This window comes from Acinetobacter sp. NyZ410, assembly GCF_022828975.1.
Lineage (GTDB): Bacteria > Pseudomonadota > Gammaproteobacteria > Pseudomonadales > Moraxellaceae > Acinetobacter > Acinetobacter guillouiae.
Window position 1 is genome coordinate 4,107,757 of record NZ_CP094620.1, and the last position, 16,174, is coordinate 4,123,930.

The 16,174-nt window shown below is 41.9% G+C and carries 8 protein-coding genes, 6 tRNA genes and 3 rRNA genes; 4 read left to right on the forward strand and 13 right to left on the reverse strand.

Going from position 1 to position 16,174, the window contains the following annotated elements:
• Window positions 1-108 precede the first annotated feature (108 nt).
• The gene (locus MTO68_RS19355; RefSeq protein ID WP_244014008.1) at window positions 109-1,086 is read left to right on the forward strand and encodes an MBL fold metallo-hydrolase; all 978 of its coding nucleotides are present in this window, start codon (window positions 109-111) and stop codon (window positions 1,084-1,086) included.
• Between the two features lie 161 nt (window positions 1,087-1,247).
• Here the strand turns inward: MTO68_RS19355 and rrf are convergent.
• From rrf to MTO68_RS19380, 5 genes are all read right to left on the reverse strand, one after another.
• A 5S ribosomal RNA gene (rrf, locus tag MTO68_RS19360) occupies window positions 1,248-1,362 on the reverse strand.
• A gap of 182 nt (window positions 1,363-1,544) precedes the next feature.
• Window positions 1,545-4,435 (reverse strand): 23S ribosomal RNA (locus MTO68_RS19365).
• A 337-nt stretch (window positions 4,436-4,772) separates the two neighbouring features.
• Window positions 4,773-4,848, reverse strand: a tRNA-Ala gene (locus MTO68_RS19370).
• Window positions 4,849-4,892: 44 nt separating this feature from the next.
• Window positions 4,893-4,969, reverse strand: a tRNA-Ile gene (locus tag MTO68_RS19375).
• A gap of 59 nt (window positions 4,970-5,028) precedes the next feature.
• A 16S ribosomal RNA gene (locus MTO68_RS19380) occupies window positions 5,029-6,567 on the reverse strand.
• The 16S, 23S and 5S rRNA genes sit together here with 2 tRNA genes alongside, the layout of an rRNA operon.
• 690 nt (window positions 6,568-7,257) lie before the next feature.
• Between MTO68_RS19380 and MTO68_RS19385 the strand changes: the two genes are divergently transcribed.
• The 3 genes from MTO68_RS19385 to MTO68_RS19395 are packed head-to-tail and all read left to right on the forward strand — an operon-like array spanning window position 7,258 to window position 9,382.
• Window positions 7,258-7,665 carry a YfiR family protein gene (locus MTO68_RS19385; protein ID WP_227504303.1) on the forward strand — a complete coding sequence of 136 codons (408 nt, stop codon included), beginning with the start codon at window positions 7,258-7,260 and terminating at the stop codon, window positions 7,663-7,665.
• A 4-nt stretch (window positions 7,666-7,669) separates the two neighbouring features.
• Window positions 7,670-8,887 (forward strand): sensor domain-containing diguanylate cyclase, encoded by a 1,218-nt coding sequence (locus MTO68_RS19390; protein ID WP_004723846.1) that lies wholly within the window; start codon window positions 7,670-7,672, stop codon window positions 8,885-8,887.
• Window positions 8,888-8,902: 15 nt separating this feature from the next.
• Window positions 8,903-9,382 carry an OmpA family protein gene (locus MTO68_RS19395; protein ID WP_004723848.1) on the forward strand — a complete coding sequence of 160 codons (480 nt, stop codon included), beginning with the start codon at window positions 8,903-8,905 and terminating at the stop codon, window positions 9,380-9,382.
• A 144-nt stretch (window positions 9,383-9,526) separates the two neighbouring features.
• On the opposite strand, the gene MTO68_RS19400 is transcribed toward MTO68_RS19395, so the two are convergent.
• The 8 genes from MTO68_RS19400 to secA all read right to left on the reverse strand — a co-directional run bounded on the left by MTO68_RS19400 (window position 9,527) and on the right by secA (window position 15,931).
• A tRNA-Pro gene (locus tag MTO68_RS19400) sits at window positions 9,527-9,603 on the reverse strand.
• Between the two features lie 23 nt (window positions 9,604-9,626).
• Window positions 9,627-9,702 (reverse strand) — tRNA-His (locus MTO68_RS19405).
• A gap of 41 nt (window positions 9,703-9,743) precedes the next feature.
• A tRNA-Arg gene (locus MTO68_RS19410) sits at window positions 9,744-9,820 on the reverse strand.
• A 45-nt stretch (window positions 9,821-9,865) separates the two neighbouring features.
• Window positions 9,866-9,942 (reverse strand) — tRNA-Pro (locus tag MTO68_RS19415).
• A 152-nt stretch (window positions 9,943-10,094) separates the two neighbouring features.
• Window positions 10,095-11,162, reverse strand: coding sequence for a quinolinate synthase NadA (gene nadA / locus MTO68_RS19420; RefSeq protein WP_105714422.1), 1,068 nt, complete (start codon window positions 11,160-11,162; stop codon window positions 10,095-10,097).
• A gap of 149 nt (window positions 11,163-11,311) precedes the next feature.
• Window positions 11,312-12,532 (reverse strand): bifunctional glutamate N-acetyltransferase/amino-acid acetyltransferase ArgJ, encoded by a 1,221-nt coding sequence (gene argJ / locus MTO68_RS19425; RefSeq protein ID WP_034614626.1) that lies wholly within the window; start codon window positions 12,530-12,532, stop codon window positions 11,312-11,314.
• Between the two features lie 169 nt (window positions 12,533-12,701).
• A complete protein-coding gene (locus MTO68_RS19430) occupies window positions 12,702-13,064 on the reverse strand; it encodes a hypothetical protein (RefSeq protein WP_004817737.1) in 363 nt (120 codons plus the stop codon).
• 149 nt (window positions 13,065-13,213) lie between these two features.
• Window positions 13,214-15,931, reverse strand: a complete 2,718-nt coding sequence (secA, locus tag MTO68_RS19435; protein ID WP_004817738.1) for a preprotein translocase subunit SecA — start codon at window positions 15,929-15,931, stop codon at window positions 13,214-13,216.
• Window positions 15,932-16,174 lie beyond the last annotated feature (243 nt).

The following is a 16,174-nucleotide window of genomic DNA, read 5'->3' on the forward strand; positions in this document are numbered from 1 at the left end:
ATAAAAAATTCGCTTACAAAAGTCGATTTTTTTTCATATATAAAAAGCGCCGTGATGAACCAATCCATGTTAAAAAATAATTCGTTAAATTAATTCTGATCAACTCCAATGAAAAAAACTGCCCTATCATTATCAGTCCTTTTATTCGGCTTATTCCCTCTTACATCACAAGCAGAAGTCACCAAAACATTACCGATCATTGAACAACAAGCGCAAGTAGCAGGGTTTTACCAACATCAGTTGGGCAATACACAAATTACCGCCTTGCTAGATGGCACCAACTTTATGTCTCCCACACTATTTAAGGATATTTTACAGGATAAGGTTCAAGAAATTTTAAAGAAATATCATGCAGATCAAGCCAAAGGTGTGCAAACATCGGTGAATGCATTTTTAGTTAACACAGGAAAATCATTGGTTTTGGTGGATAGCGGTACTGCAGATTGTTTCGGTGCGCATCTAGGCTCTGTATTAAAAAATCTCAAAGCTTCAGGTCATCAACCTGAACAAGTCAATACGATTTTACTGACACATTTACACCCTGATCATTCCTGTGGTGTCAGTAAAAATGGCATAGCAAACTACCCAAATGCCACCATCTATGTCTCTGAAGATGAAGCAAATTATTGGCTAAATCCAAAACAAGCTGAAAAAATAGCACAAGATAAACGTGCCAATTACTTAGCAACTGTAGAAAAGATCAAAGCCGCCCTTGCACCCTATCAAGTTAAAAAACAGTTTAAAACATTTAAACTGGGTGACAACATCAGCGGATTTGAAGTGATCAGTACTGCTGGTCATACCCCAGGGCATTTTAGTTATAAACTAAAAACAACGGGTGAAGATATTGTTTTTATTGGAGATATTGTCCACTCTCATACAGTACAATTCGATAAACCAGAAACAGCAATAGAATATGATATTGACCCGAAAACAGCTGTTCAAACTCGATTAAAGCAGTTTGCTGATTATGCAAAACATGGGCAAACCATCGCAGCACCTCATTTACCATTCCCGGGCATTGGACATATTTACTCAGCAGATGGGAAAAGCTATCAATGGATTCCTGTTCATTTTAAAGATTAATGATTTTATTGTTTAAGTAGAATCTTTCTAATGATTTTTAAAAGCTCCTGCTAAGGCTAGCGCTTTTTAATATTCCATTTTAAACTTCGTTCTTCCCGATAAACACCACACATAAAAAAACACCCCGTTCTCGCTAGAGAACGGGGTGTTTTAGATTTAAAAGCTGGCGATGACTTACTCTCACATGGGTAACCCCACACTACCATCAGCGCTAAGAGGTTTCACTTCTGAGTTCGGGAAGGGATCAGGTGGTTCACTCTTGCTATTGTCGCCAGCAAACTGTTATGGACTTATTCGGGTCTTATTTAAATGCCTTACTTCGTACCAAATGAGTTTAACAGAACATTTGAGTTGAATAGTTTAACTAGCTTTACAACTAAATCAAGTATGTTTGATCTTTTATGAATCAAATGATGCTCACTTCTTTCGAAGTTCGTATACAACTGCTTGGGTGTTGTATAGTCAAGCCTCACGAGCAATTAGTATTGGTCAGCTTCATGCGTCACCGCACTTCCACATCCAACCTATCAACGTCGTAGTCTTCAACGGCTCTTTAGAGGACATAAAGTCCTAGGGAAATCTTATCTTGAGGTAGGCTTCCCGCTTAGATGCTTTCAGCGGTTATCCCTTCCGAACATAGCTACCCGGCGATGCGACTGGCGTCACAACCGGTACACCAGAGGTTCGTCCACTCTGGTCCTCTCGTACTAGGAGCAGATCCTCTCAAATTTCCAACGCCCACGGTAGATAGGGACCGAACTGTCTCACGACGTTCTAAACCCAGCTCGCGTACCTCTTTAAATGGCGAACAGCCATACCCTTGGGACCTGCTTCAGCCCCAGGATGAGATGAGCCGACATCGAGGTGCCAAACACCGCCGTCGATATGAACTCTTGGGCGGTATCAGCCTGTTATCCCCAGAGTACCTTTTATCCGTTGAGCGATGGCCCTTCCATACAGAACCACCGGATCACTAAGACCTACTTTCGTACCTGCTCGACTTGTGGGTCTCGCAGTTAAGCGCGCTTTTGCCTTTATACTCTACGCGTGATTTCCGACCACGCTGAGCGCACCTTCGTACTCCTCCGTTACTCTTTAGGAGGAGACCGCCCCAGTCAAACTACCCACCAGACATGGTCCTCGTCCCGGATAACGGGACAGAGTTAGAACCTCAATATTACCAGGGTGGTATTTCAAGGATGGCTCCATAGCAACTGGCGTCACTACTTCAAAGCCTCCCACCTATCCTACACAAGTAAGATCAAAGTTCAATGTCAAGCTGCAGTAAAGGTTCACGGGGTCTTTCCGTCTAGCCGCGGGTACACCGCATCTTCACGGCGATTTCGATTTCACTGAGCCTCTGCTGGAGACAGCGCCCCCATCATTATGCCATTCGTGCAGGTCGGAACTTACCCGACAAGGAATTTCGCTACCTTAGGACCGTTATAGTTACGGCCGCCGTTTACTGGGGCTTCGATCAAGAGCTTCGCTTACGCTAACCCCATCAATTAACCTTCCAGCACCGGGCAGGCATCACACCCTATACGTCCACTTTCGTGTTTGCAGAGTGCTATGTTTTTAATAAACAGTTGCAGGGGCCTGGTTTCTGTGGCTGCCAATAGCTCAAGGAGCAAGTCCTATCACCGTCAGCAGCGTACCTTCTCCCGAAGTTACGGTACCATTTTGCCTAGTTCCTTCAGCAGAGTTCTCTCAAGCGCTTTGGTCTACTCGACCTGACCACCTGTGTCGGTTTAGGGTACGATTCCTGTGTAACTGAAGCTTAGAGACTTTTCCTGGAAGCATAGTATCAGCCACTTCGCTAGTAAACTAGCTTGCTATCAGCTCTCAGCATAGAGCACCCCGGATTTGCCTAAGATGCATGCCTACTGCCTTTCACCTGGACAACCAACGCCAGGCTGACTTAACTTTCTCCGTCCTCTCATCGCATTACACAGAAGTATTGGAATATTAACCAATTTCCCATCGACTACGCCTCTCGGCCTCGCCTTAGGGGTCGACTCACCCAGCCCCGATTAACGTTGGACTGGAACCCTTGGTCTTTCAGCGAACGGGTTTTTCACCCGTTTTGTCGTTACTCACGTCAGCATTCGCACTTCTGATACCTCCAGCATACTTCTCAATACACCTTCATCGGCTTACAGAACGCTCCCCTACCACGTATACATAGTATACATCCGCAGCTTCGGCATATAGTTTTAGCCCCGTTACATCTTCCGCGCAGGCCGACTCGACTAGTGAGCTATTACGCTTTCTTTAAAGGGTGGCTGCTTCTAAGCCAACCTCCTAGCTGTCTATGCCTTCCCACATCGTTTCCCACTTAACTATAATTTGGGGGCCTTAGCTGGCGGTCTGGATTGTTTTCCTCTTGACTACGGACGTTAGCACCCGCAGTCTGTCTCCCGGATAGTACTCATAGGTATTCGGAGTTTGCATCGGTTTGGTAAGTCGGGATGACCCCCTAGCCGAAACAGTGCTCTACCCCCTATGGTATTCGTCCGAGGCGCTACCTAAATAGCTTTCGGGGAGAACCAGCTATCACCGAGTTTGATTAGCCTTTCACCCCTATCCACAAGTCATCCCCTGGCTTTTCAACGACAGTGGGTTCGGTCCTCCAGTTAGTGTTACCCAACCTTCAACCTGCTCATGGATAGATCACCCGGTTTCGGGTCTATACCCAGCAACTAAACGCCCTATTAAGACTCGATTTCTCTACGGCTCCCCTATGCGGTTAACCTTGCTACTGAATATAAGTCGCTGACCCATTATACAAAAGGTACGCAGTCACCAAACAAGTTGGCTCCCACTGCTTGTATGCATGCGGTTTCAGGATCTATTTCACTCCCCTCACAGGGGTTCTTTTCGCCTTTCCCTCACGGTACTGGTTCACTATCGGTCAGTCAGGAGTATTTAGCCTTGGAGGATGGTCCCCCCATATTCAGACAAGGTTTCACGTGCCTCGCCCTACTCGTCATCATTATATGTGCCCTTTCGTGTACGGGACTATCACCCTCTACGGTAGCACTTCCCAGAGCTTTCCGCTAAAACACATATAACTTAATGGGCTGATCCCCGTTCGCTCGCCGCTACTGAGGGAATCTCAATTGATTTCTTTTCCTAAGGGTACTGAGATGTTTCACTTCCCCTCGTTCGCCTCGCATGACTATGTATTCATCATGCGATACCTACCTTATGGTAAGTGGGTTTCCCCATTCAGAAATCTCCGGATCACAGGATATTTGCCGCCTCCCCGAAGCTTATCGCAGGCTATTACGTCTTTCATCGCCTCTGACTGCCAAGGCATCCACCACATGCACTTAATTACTTGACTATACAACCCCAAACAGTCGTTAATCCCTACAAGGAGGATCAACAATGTGAACTTAATCACTTCTATTTGTTGCCTGTGAACTTAATCACCATACAGCTTCAATTTAATTCATATACCAAAACGCTTGATTCAGTTTTATCGCTAGTGCTCATTTCATTCAACATTAACAATTACTTGCTAACATCAACTAAAACGAGTTTAAACAATTATTTCAACTCAAATATATTCTGTTAATGATTCACTACCGCCTCGTCAGCGAGTAGTTAACTGTGATAAATCACAGAACTTAATAAGCTATCGGCTTACTAAGTTCTGTAATCACTTAGTCTTTAATTAGTGGTGGAGACTAACGGAGTCGAACCGTTGACCTCCTGCGTGCAAAGCAGGCGCTCTACCAACTAAGCTAAGTCCCCAGCTTAAGATCTTAATATATCTGCTCTTCTGTGTTCAGTAGACTTGGTGGGTCTGACAAGACTTGAACTTGTGACCCCACGCTTATCAAGCGTGTGCTCTAACCAACTGAGCTACAGACCCTCAGATACATCAATGAAGAACAACTTGTTGTGGATTCTTACCAATCGTCAATCTTTCGTTAAGGAGGTGATCCAGCCGCAGGTTCCCCTACGGCTACCTTGTTACGACTTCACCCCAGTCATCGGCCACACCGTGGTAAGCGTCCTCCTTACGGTTAGACTACCTACTTCTGGTGCAACAAACTCCCATGGTGTGACGGGCGGTGTGTACAAGGCCCGGGAACGTATTCACCGCGGCATTCTGATCCGCGATTACTAGCGATTCCGACTTCATGGAGTCGAGTTGCAGACTCCAATCCGGACTACGATCGGCTTTTTGAGATTAGCATCCTATCGCTAGGTAGCAACCCTTTGTACCGACCATTGTAGCACGTGTGTAGCCCTGGTCGTAAGGGCCATGATGACTTGACGTCGTCCCCGCCTTCCTCCAGTTTGTCACTGGCAGTATCCTTAAAGTTCCCACCCGAAGTGCTGGCAAATAAGGAAAAGGGTTGCGCTCGTTGCGGGACTTAACCCAACATCTCACGACACGAGCTGACGACAGCCATGCAGCACCTGTATGTAAGTTCCCGAAGGCACCAATCCATCTCTGGAAAGTTCTTACTATGTCAAGACCAGGTAAGGTTCTTCGCGTTGCATCGAATTAAACCACATGCTCCACCGCTTGTGCGGGCCCCCGTCAATTCATTTGAGTTTTAGTCTTGCGACCGTACTCCCCAGGCGGTCTACTTATCGCGTTAGCTGCGCCACTAAAGCCTCAAAGGCCCCAACGGCTAGTAGACATCGTTTACGGCATGGACTACCAGGGTATCTAATCCTGTTTGCTCCCCATGCTTTCGTACCTCAGCGTCAGTATTAGGCCAGATGGCTGCCTTCGCCATCGGTATTCCTCCAGATCTCTACGCATTTCACCGCTACACCTGGAATTCTACCATCCTCTCCCATACTCTAGCTTCCCAGTATCGAATGCAATTCCCAAGTTAAGCTCGGGGATTTCACATCCGACTTAAAAAGCCGCCTACGCACGCTTTACGCCCAGTAAATCCGATTAACGCTCGCACCCTCTGTATTACCGCGGCTGCTGGCACAGAGTTAGCCGGTGCTTATTCTGCGAGTAACGTCCACTCTTCTTGGGTATTAACCAAGAGAGCCTCCTCCTCGCTTAAAGTGCTTTACAACCATAAGGCCTTCTTCACACACGCGGCATGGCTGGATCAGGGTTCCCCCCATTGTCCAATATTCCCCACTGCTGCCTCCCGTAGGAGTCTGGGCCGTGTCTCAGTCCCAGTGTGGCGGATCATCCTCTCAGACCCGCTACAGATCGTCGCCTTGGTAGGCCTTTACCCCACCAACTAGCTAATCCGACTTAGGCTCATCTATTAACGCAAGGTCACAAGTGATCCCCTGCTTTCCCCCGTAGGGCGTATGCGGTATTAGCATCCCTTTCGAGATGTTGTCCCCCATTAATAGGCAGATTCCTAAGTATTACTCACCCGTCCGCCGCTAGGTCAGTTACCGAAGCAACCTCCCCCGCTCGACTTGCATGTGTTAAGCCTGCCGCCAGCGTTCAATCTGAGCCATGATCAAACTCTTCAGTTAAAAATCATTAGTGACTTAAGGTCACAATTCTGGCTCATCAATGTACTGACAAATTCTCTCAAATAAACTTCGAGTAATTTAAACCAATCAATCAATGATAATATTTCGATCAATCAATCAGTAAAAATCCACACAAGTTGTTCTTCATATTCTCTTAATGATCTTCTCAATGCTTCGTCAGCATCAAGCTAGGTCGGCTATACTACTCTCTATCTCTAAAAAGTCAATCAATAATGTTAATTATTTTTTCTAACAAACCCAACCTTAACCTCATCTTAAAATCTCAATTCGAAATCTTAACAACTTAATCAAGTGCCTGATTTATCAGAAGTTTTATTTAACATCACCGCCGATGGATGTGCATTCTACAGCATTCACAAACCAACACAACCCCTTTTTTTAAACTTTTTCATCAACTGGACATTTTTTCGACCAAAATAGCAAAAAAAGTCCATTTTTAGCTATTTTTTGCACCATTTTTTCTCATACTAATAAAGCAGAACATGTTTTTATTTAAATTTTAAGCTATTTATATTTGTTTTTTTTCTTTAAACTATTTGAAATAATTTTATCATTTAATAAATTAAGTCGAATATGGCCCGTTTTATAAATAGAAGAAGCTTCTGTTTAGGAATTTTGCTCTTTTGCTGCAACTATTCCTCAGCCAATTCGTCACATAATATTTTCATGATGACATTGTCGATATTAAGTTATGCAAAATGGAACACTCCGAATCCAGAATTATGCGTCGTTGATAATGCATCTTATGCAAACCAATTTTCTGCTTATATCAAATCAAATAAGTCTCCTTTTAATATAAGTGCGATACATTCCGCCGATCTAAAAAATCGTCATTGTGATGCGGTATTTTTTTCCAATACTTCAGCACAAACCGAACAGGCCCTTATTGGGAAATCATTAAATTCATCTATTTTATCGTTTAGCTCAAGTAATTCTGAATGTGAAATTGGCAGCGTTTTTTGCTTATCCACCAACAAAACAGGAAATACTATTTTTAAAGTGAATCTTGATAGTTTAGCTCAGTCTAAAATACATGTTGACCCACGTGTTTTATTACTGGCAAAGAATTCGGATTAAAATAATGATGAATAAATTTTTTAAATCGAGTTCCTTACAAACATTGTTTCGTAAATCTCAATTTACGACCTTTGCAATCACTTTATTTATTAGTACGTCTACTTTTGTCACGATTTCAGTATTTACCGTTGAATCTTATGCGAAACAAAACCTATTATTAATCAGCCGCACCGTGTCTGAACGTGTTCAACCTGCACTGGTGTTCTCTGATAGAATCGCGATTTCGCAGATTATCAATGAATACACATTCCAACATTCAGTACGCCTGATTGAGGTTTATGATAATCAAGGTCATAAAGTTGCTGAAAGCCTAAAAAATGTTGAACACTATTCTTATATTCAAAACTTTTTTGATCATATCTTTTTAAAAGATTCCATCAAGTTAAACGTCCAACATCAAGGGAAGCTGGTCGGTCAAGTTGTGCTGTATGGAAGTTCCAATGAAATTTTAATGTTTATTTTTAAAATTTTTACCGGCTTAGCATTTGGCATGCTCTTTATGGTTTTTGCTGTATGGTGGTCAGTAAACTTAACCTATCGCCATATTATGGGTTCATTTTTACCAATTATACAAATTGCACAACTCTTAAGAAATCAAAAGGCGTATAACTTAAGGTTTCCAAAAAGTGATGTAAAAGAATTTCAAGACTTAAACAGTGTGTTCAACCAACTCTTAGATGAAATTCAATCTTGGCATACCCATCTTCAAAATGAGAATAGTGAACTTTCTTATCAAGTTCAACATGATCATTTAACCGAATTACCTAATCGTAATTATTTTTATCAAGTGTTATGTAATTTATATGAAGACACCAATCAACGTGAAAATTTAGCTTTATTATTTATTGATAATAATAATTTTAAAGCTATTAATGATCAATATGGACATTTGGTCGGTGATGAAGTTTTAAAAGAAATGGCTTCACGATTAAGACGCCATATTCGCCAAGATGATTTTGTCGCGCGTCTTGCAGGAGATGAGTTTGCAATTATTTTACGTTCCATTTCTAAAATTGAACACCTCATCTCTATTGCGGAAAATCTGATTAAATGTTGTGACGATCCTTTAATCTATAAAGGACAATCGATTTCTTTTAGCTTTAGTATTGGTATTGCTATCTCTAGCCAGGCCTCAAGCCCAGAAGACTTAATTTCTCAAGCAGATCAAGCCATGTACAAAGCAAAATCTTTACAGCATCATTGGTTTATTTACCATTCATAATATTAGGGGGTTTTTATGACTTTAAAAAACGTACAACTTTCTATTCTTGCAATACTCTGCCTAGCACTTACAGGTTGTATGAATCTAGGTGGGTTGAGCTATAAACAAGCTCGTGTACTTAAGAAAGAAGGTTTTGTATTAACAGATGAAGGTTGGAGTCTAGGTCTACCAGAACGTTTATTGTTTGGTTTTAATGAATCGAATATTAATACCGAACGTCAAACTGAATTGGTTCGTTTAGCCACGCAATTAAATAAATATCATCTCGATAAGCTTAAAATTGTAGGTCATACCGATAATATCGGAAATCCTGAATACAATTTAAAATTATCCAAAGAACGTGCTCAAAATGTTTCAAATATATTCATTGAGCAAAAATTTAATCCACAAAATATCCAAGTGATTGGAAAAGGGGCTGACCAGCCACTTAAATCAAATGATTCAGAAGAGAATAAAGCTGAAAACCGTCGTGTTGCGGTGATTATTATTCCTTGATAATCTTCTCTTTATTAAAAAAAAGATCTCTACGGAGATCTTTTTTTAGATCTATAGAATTTGACGCTTCGTTGACAAACACAAATTTCAGGCATAAAAAAACCGCCTTTAAGCGGATAATTTATATTTAAGCTGATGCTTAAATGGTCGGAGCAGTAGGATTCGAACCTACGACCCCCTGGTCCCAAACCAGGTGCACTACCAGGCTGTGCTATGCTCCGAATTTGCAACAAACTTAAGGAATTGGGGTGAATGATGGGGCTCGAACCCACGACAACCGGAATCACAATCCGGGGCTCTACCAACTGAGCTACATCCACCGTCACATTAAGTTTTAGGATCTATAGTATCAAGCAACATATGGTGCGCCTGACAGGATTCGAACCTGTGACCATCCGCTTAGAAGGCGGATGCTCTATCCAACTGAGCTACAGGCGCATGACCAATGATACTAATATCACAGATTAACTTGCCTTGAAGAATTGGTCGGAGCAGTAGGATTCGAACCTACGACCCCCTGGTCCCAAACCAGGTGCACTACCAGGCTGTGCTATGCTCCGTTCATCTCAGCTTTTGTGTATCGCACATCGTGCGGTACGGTGTGCATTCTAGGCGTGACGCCACAAGACGTCAACACCTATCTTGAAAAAAAGTTAAAAAAACACGTCAAATGTATATTAATCAAACATTTCAGATGTTTTTTATACAATTTCTATCGTTTTAATTGAGCACTAAAGTTCAACATACGATCTAAAGGTAATTTAGCACGTTCAGCCAAAGCAGCATCTACGAATATTTCTTGATCGGCCTTTTGCAAAACTGACAAAATACCATCTAATTCATTCATTGCCATCCACGGGCAATGCGCACAAGAACGACAAGTTGCACCCTCACCTGCTGTAGGTGCTTCAATCAAGGTCTTATGCGGTACAGCTTGTTGCATTTTATAGAAAATACCACGGTCTGTAGCCACAATTAGAGTGTCTTGTGGCAATGTTTGGGCTGCTTTGATCAATTGTGAAGTACTTCCCACCGCATCCGCAATATCAATCACGGATTCTGGTGACTCAGGATGCACCAATACAGCTGCATTCGGATACAGCGCTTTCATCTTTTCAATACCACGGGCACGAAACTCTTCATGCACGATACAAGCACCATCCCAAAGCAACATATCAGCACCGGTTTTCTTTTGAATATAACGGCCTAAATGTTGATCTGGTGCCCAAATAATTTTCTCGCCCAAACTGTCTAAGTGTTCAATGATCTCTACAGCACAACTTGAAGTCACCACCCAATCTGCACGTGCTTTAACTGCTGCTGAGGTATTGGCATAGACCACAACAGTATGCTCAGGATGCGCATCACAAAATGCGGTAAATTCATCTACAGGACAACCGAGATCAAGCGAACAGGTTGCTTCCAAAGTTGGCATAAGGACTGTTTTTTCAGGAGAAAGAATTTTTGAGGTTTCTCCCATAAATTTAACCCCAGCGACCACCAGAGTAGATGCCTCATGATCACGTCCAAAACGTGCCATTTCTAAAGAATCAGAAACACAACCACCTGTCGCTTCCGCAAGTTCTTGTACATCTGGATCACAATAATAATGTGCCACCAAAACAGCATTGTTCTTTTGCAACTCAGCTTTAATTTGCGCAAACTTCTGCTGTTTTACCGCTGGACTCAGACTATTGTCCTTAGGTTCACCTAAACGATCTAAATGCGCTTGCACAACCGATTTTGCTTCGTTGGCAATTAAATTATTCGCATCATTCATAAGAGGTCTTCTCTTTCCTTGTCGCTGGCATCATGCTAGCGTTTATACACTTGTGAATTGATTGTACGGTTTAGCGCACATAAATTCACCACGAAAAATGTTTTGTTATAAAAAAGCCTCACGAATGAGGCTCCTTAAAAAATCAGTAGTTAAGAACGATAGTCCGCATTAATTTTCACATAATCATAGGATAGGTCACAGGTATAGACCGTATCTTTGGCCTGCCCTCGACCAAGGTTTACATGAATGGTCATTTCTGTCTGTGACATTACCCGTGCACCAGCTTCTTCGGTATAGTCTTCAGCAGCACCACCATCTTTACAAATTTGCACGTCGTCTAACCAGACTTGAATTTTTTCAACATCCAAATCTTTCACGCCAGCATAACCAATCGCAGCAAGGATACGCCCCCAGTTTGGATCAGACGCAAAAATTGCCGTTTTAACCAATGGTGAATGAGCAATGCTATAAGCAATATCGCAGCATTCTTGTGTGTCGTTTCCACCGTCAACCGTGATAGTAATGAATTTGGTCGCCCCTTCCCCATCACGAATAATCAGTTGCGCCAAACGCTTCATCACACGCGATAAAACATCCAAAACCACAGTATAACGTGCATCATCTTCACTGCTAATTTCTACACCACCAGCCATTCCGGTTGCAGCAAAGATGCATGAATCATTGGTAGAAGTATCACCATCCACAGTAATCCGATTAAATGATTGGTCTGCGCTAATTTTTAACATTTTTTGCACAAGATTTCGTGCAATTGGCGCATCGGTTGCAACAAAACTCAGCATGGTCGCCATATTGGGGCGAATCATGCCTGCACCTTTAGAAATCCCAGTCATTGTATACGTTATACCATCAAGCTCGAACTGTTCTGAGGCGCCTTTTGGTGTGGTATCCGTGGTCATGATCCCAGTCGCAGCGTCCGTCCATGAAGCGTCATTCAAACTATTTAGTGCAGGCTGTAAACCTTGCGTTAAACGCTCAATCGGCAGTTGTTCGCCAATGACCCCTGTAGAGAATGGCAATACTTCAAATTCTTCTACCTGCGCTAACTCAGCAAGCTTTAAACAGGTCAATTGTGCATTTTGCATACCCAATTTTCCTGTACCTGCATTAGCATTCCCAGTATTGATGACCAAGTAGCGTGGATTAGCTTGTGCTAAATGCGCTTTCGACACATGAACTGGCGCTGCGCAAAATGCATTTTGGGTAAATACCCCTGCAACATTGGTACCTTGTGCAAATTCAAAAATAACTAAATCTCGTCGATTTGGATAACGGACATACGCCTCAGCAGAGCCAATTTTTACACCTTGTACCACATGCATATGCGGCATAGACACGTCACCAACAGCCATTTTCAAATGTCCACATGAATTAGAATGAAAACACAGCTTATTAGAATTCTCTATAAAAATCGAGCTTATTAAAATGCTTATTTATTTTTACTATAAGAAAAGCTTATTCATTTGAATATAAAATAAAAAAGCCAGTAAATATACTGGCTTTCATTACATCAGCAACGTATTACTGTTGAACAGCAGTCGTGGTATCCGCAGCCAATAATGCTTGCTTTACTTTTTCTTGACTAGATACTGACAATGCTGGATTTGAAGCAACAACGCGATTAACCGTAGCAGGTGTTACCGCTGCAATCGCCGCAGTTTTTAAAATAATTGGGCGTCCGCCTGTATTACCTAAAGTATAACGAATACCAGTACGTGGACTGATTACAGTCGTGGTTTCATTTTTTACTTCTGCTTGGGCTGTCACTGCTCCTGTAGCAGCTTGTACTTTTTCCACTGTCGTCGTTTGTGGTGCCGTATCTGCAAATGCCAATGCTGGAACTGCTAAAGTTGCAACAAATAAAGGTTTTAATAATTTTTTCATTATCTTCCCAAAGATCTTTTCCAATTGAGCAACTTAATACCACTTAATCACATTTCCTGCAATAAAAATTAACGCATGGTAATAACTTGTAAAAAAAGCAGAACAATTGTTCTGCTTTTTTGTAACACTTTCAGGGTCTATTCACTCAATTAGATTTTGCCGTGACATTGTTTGTATTTCAAACCTGAACCACAAGGACAAGGTGCATTACGGCTTTCTGGTGCTGCAATCTCATCACTATCCGTGAATTGTGCATCAACAATCTCATTACTAACCGTACCGCTTAAGCCATCCACTTCATCATGTGCAAAGTTAAGACGCATAGATTCAGCTTGAGCCTGTTGTTGAGCTTCCATTTCAGCAAGCTCTTCAGGTGTTGGGATATGCACACGAGAAATATCAGTAACCACGTCAGACTTAATCACACCCAGCATATTGACGAATAAATTGAAGGCTTCCTTCTTATATTCTTGTTCAGGGTTCTTTTGTGCATAACCACGTAAGTGAATCCCTTGACGCAAATAATCCATCGCAGCCAAATGGTCTTTCCAATGGCGATCTAAAGAACCCAGCATGAAGTGACGTTCAAGTGTCGCAGCAGTATCATCGCCCATTTGTTCACGACGATTACGGTAACGCGTGACAATCTCATCAGAAATACGTTCAACCAAGGCTTCTTCATCAAGACGACGATCTTCTTCCAACCATTGATTTACAGGAAGATTAATACCTAAGTCTTCATTCAATGCATTTTCAAGCCCTTGAATATCCCATTGATCATGGATTGATTCAGGTGGAATATAGGTTTCGATTAAGCCTTTTACGACTTCACGATGCATTTCTTCAATATAATCTTGAAGTGAGCTTTCTTCTAAAATTTCATCACGTTGAGAGTAAATAATTTTACGTTGTTCGTTATTTACATCATCGTATTTCAATAAGTTTTTACGAATATCGAAGTTACGTGCTTCAACTTTGCGCTGTGCATTTTCAATAGAACGCGATACCATTTTATGCTCAATGGCTTCATTCTCTTGTAGTCCCATCGCACGCATCATTGCAACAACGCGATCACCCGCGAAAATACGCATCAAATCATCTTCTAATGACAAGAAGAACCGTGAAACACCTGGGTCACCTTGACGACCAGAACGACCACGCAACTGGTTATCAATACGACGTGATTCATGACGTTCAGAACCGATGATGTGTAAACCACCTGAACTTAACACCATTTCATTGTTTTGTTCCCATTCCGCTTTAAGACGAGCTTCATCTTCCGCAGTATGGTTTTCAATTTTGGCAAGTTTTGCTTTCCAGTTACCACCAAGCAAAATATCGGTACCACGACCTGCCATATTGGTTGCAATGGTCACAGCACGCGGTGAACCCGCTTGAGCAATAATGTCTGCTTCACGCTCATGTTGTTTAGCGTTCAAGACTTCATGGGTAATACCCGCATCTCGTAACTTATCAGATAAAATTTCTGAAGCCTCAATGGTTGCAGTACCAATCAAGATAGGTGCAACACCTGCTTCATGAATTTTCTGAATTTCTTCAATAATTGCGTTGTATTTACCATTACGGTTTAAATAAATTAAATCGTTTTGGTCATTACGAATCATCGGACGATGGGTTGGAATAAGCACCACATCCAAACCATAAATTTCTTTCATTTCCGCAGCTTCAGTATCAGCAGTACCTGTCATACCTGAAAGCTTTTTGTATAAACGGAAATAGTTCTGGAATGTTGTTGTTGCTAAAGTTTGGTTTTCAGGTTGAACGTCTAACGCTTCTTTAGCTTCAACAGCTTGGTGCAAACCTTCAGACCAACGACGACCTGGCATGGTACGACCAGTATTCTCATCGACAATGATTACTTCACCATCATGTACGATGTAGTGAACATTGCGTTGATAAAGGAAATGTGCACGAATTGCAGCAGACACATGATGAACCAAATTTAGATTTGATGGTGAATATAAGCTTTCGCCTTCAGCCAACAAGCCCATTTTAATCAGTTCATCTTCAACAGTTTCATAACCGACTTCAGTCATTTCAACTTGGCGTTGCTTTTCATCAATCCAGAAATGACCGCCATCTGCGACTTTTTCTTCTTTTTGAGCATGCAACTTCGGTGGAATACTATTGATTGCAACATAAAGCTGTGATGAATCATCACTTTGACCCGAAATAATCAACGGTGTACGTGCTTCATCGATCAAGATCGAATCGACCTCATCGATAATCGCATAAATCAAACCACGTTGCTTTTTCTCTGCCATAGAGAAAACCATGTTATCGCGCAGATAATCGAAACCAAATTCATTATTGGTACCGTAAGTAATATCTGAACGATATGCCTCAGCTTTCTCTATTGGTGATTGCATCGAATAGATTACACCAACGCTTAAACCCAAGAACTCATAAAGCGGACGGTTTAATTCAGCATCACGTTGTGCCAAGTAATCGTTGACCGTGATGACATGAACACCTTGTTCACTAATTGCATTTAAATATACAGCCAAAGTACCCATCAGGGTTTTACCTTCACCTGTACGCATTTCTGCAATTTTTCCTTCATGCAAAGTAATACCACCAATGAGCTGCACATCATAATGACGCATACCCATGACACGTTTTGCTGCTTCACGACACACCGCAAACGCTTCTGGCATTAATTTATCTAGGCTTTCACCTTTCTTATATCTTTGTTTGAATTCTTCAGTTTTTGCAGATAAGTCTGCATCGCTGAGTGCAGATGTCGTCGGCTCGAGCGCATTGATCTTATCGACAATTTTACGCATACGTTTTAGTTCGCGCTCGTTTTTAGTACCGAAGATTCCTCCGATCAGACTTGCCAACATATAAACTCTCTAAATCTTTGTGAAATAAATTTTTCTCAGACGATATTATGGTGGTAGAAATTTGAAGTACAAGGGTTTTGCACAAATCCAATCAAAAAAATCTGACGATTAGTTCTAGCACGTATCAGCTAAGGCGCATTAATGTAGCAAATTTAACCGATATTTGCAGTGAGGTAGAGATCAATTCTATGTTTTTTTTCATATGCTTCTTTTATTAATATCTATTTTCTTCATAAAGAAATA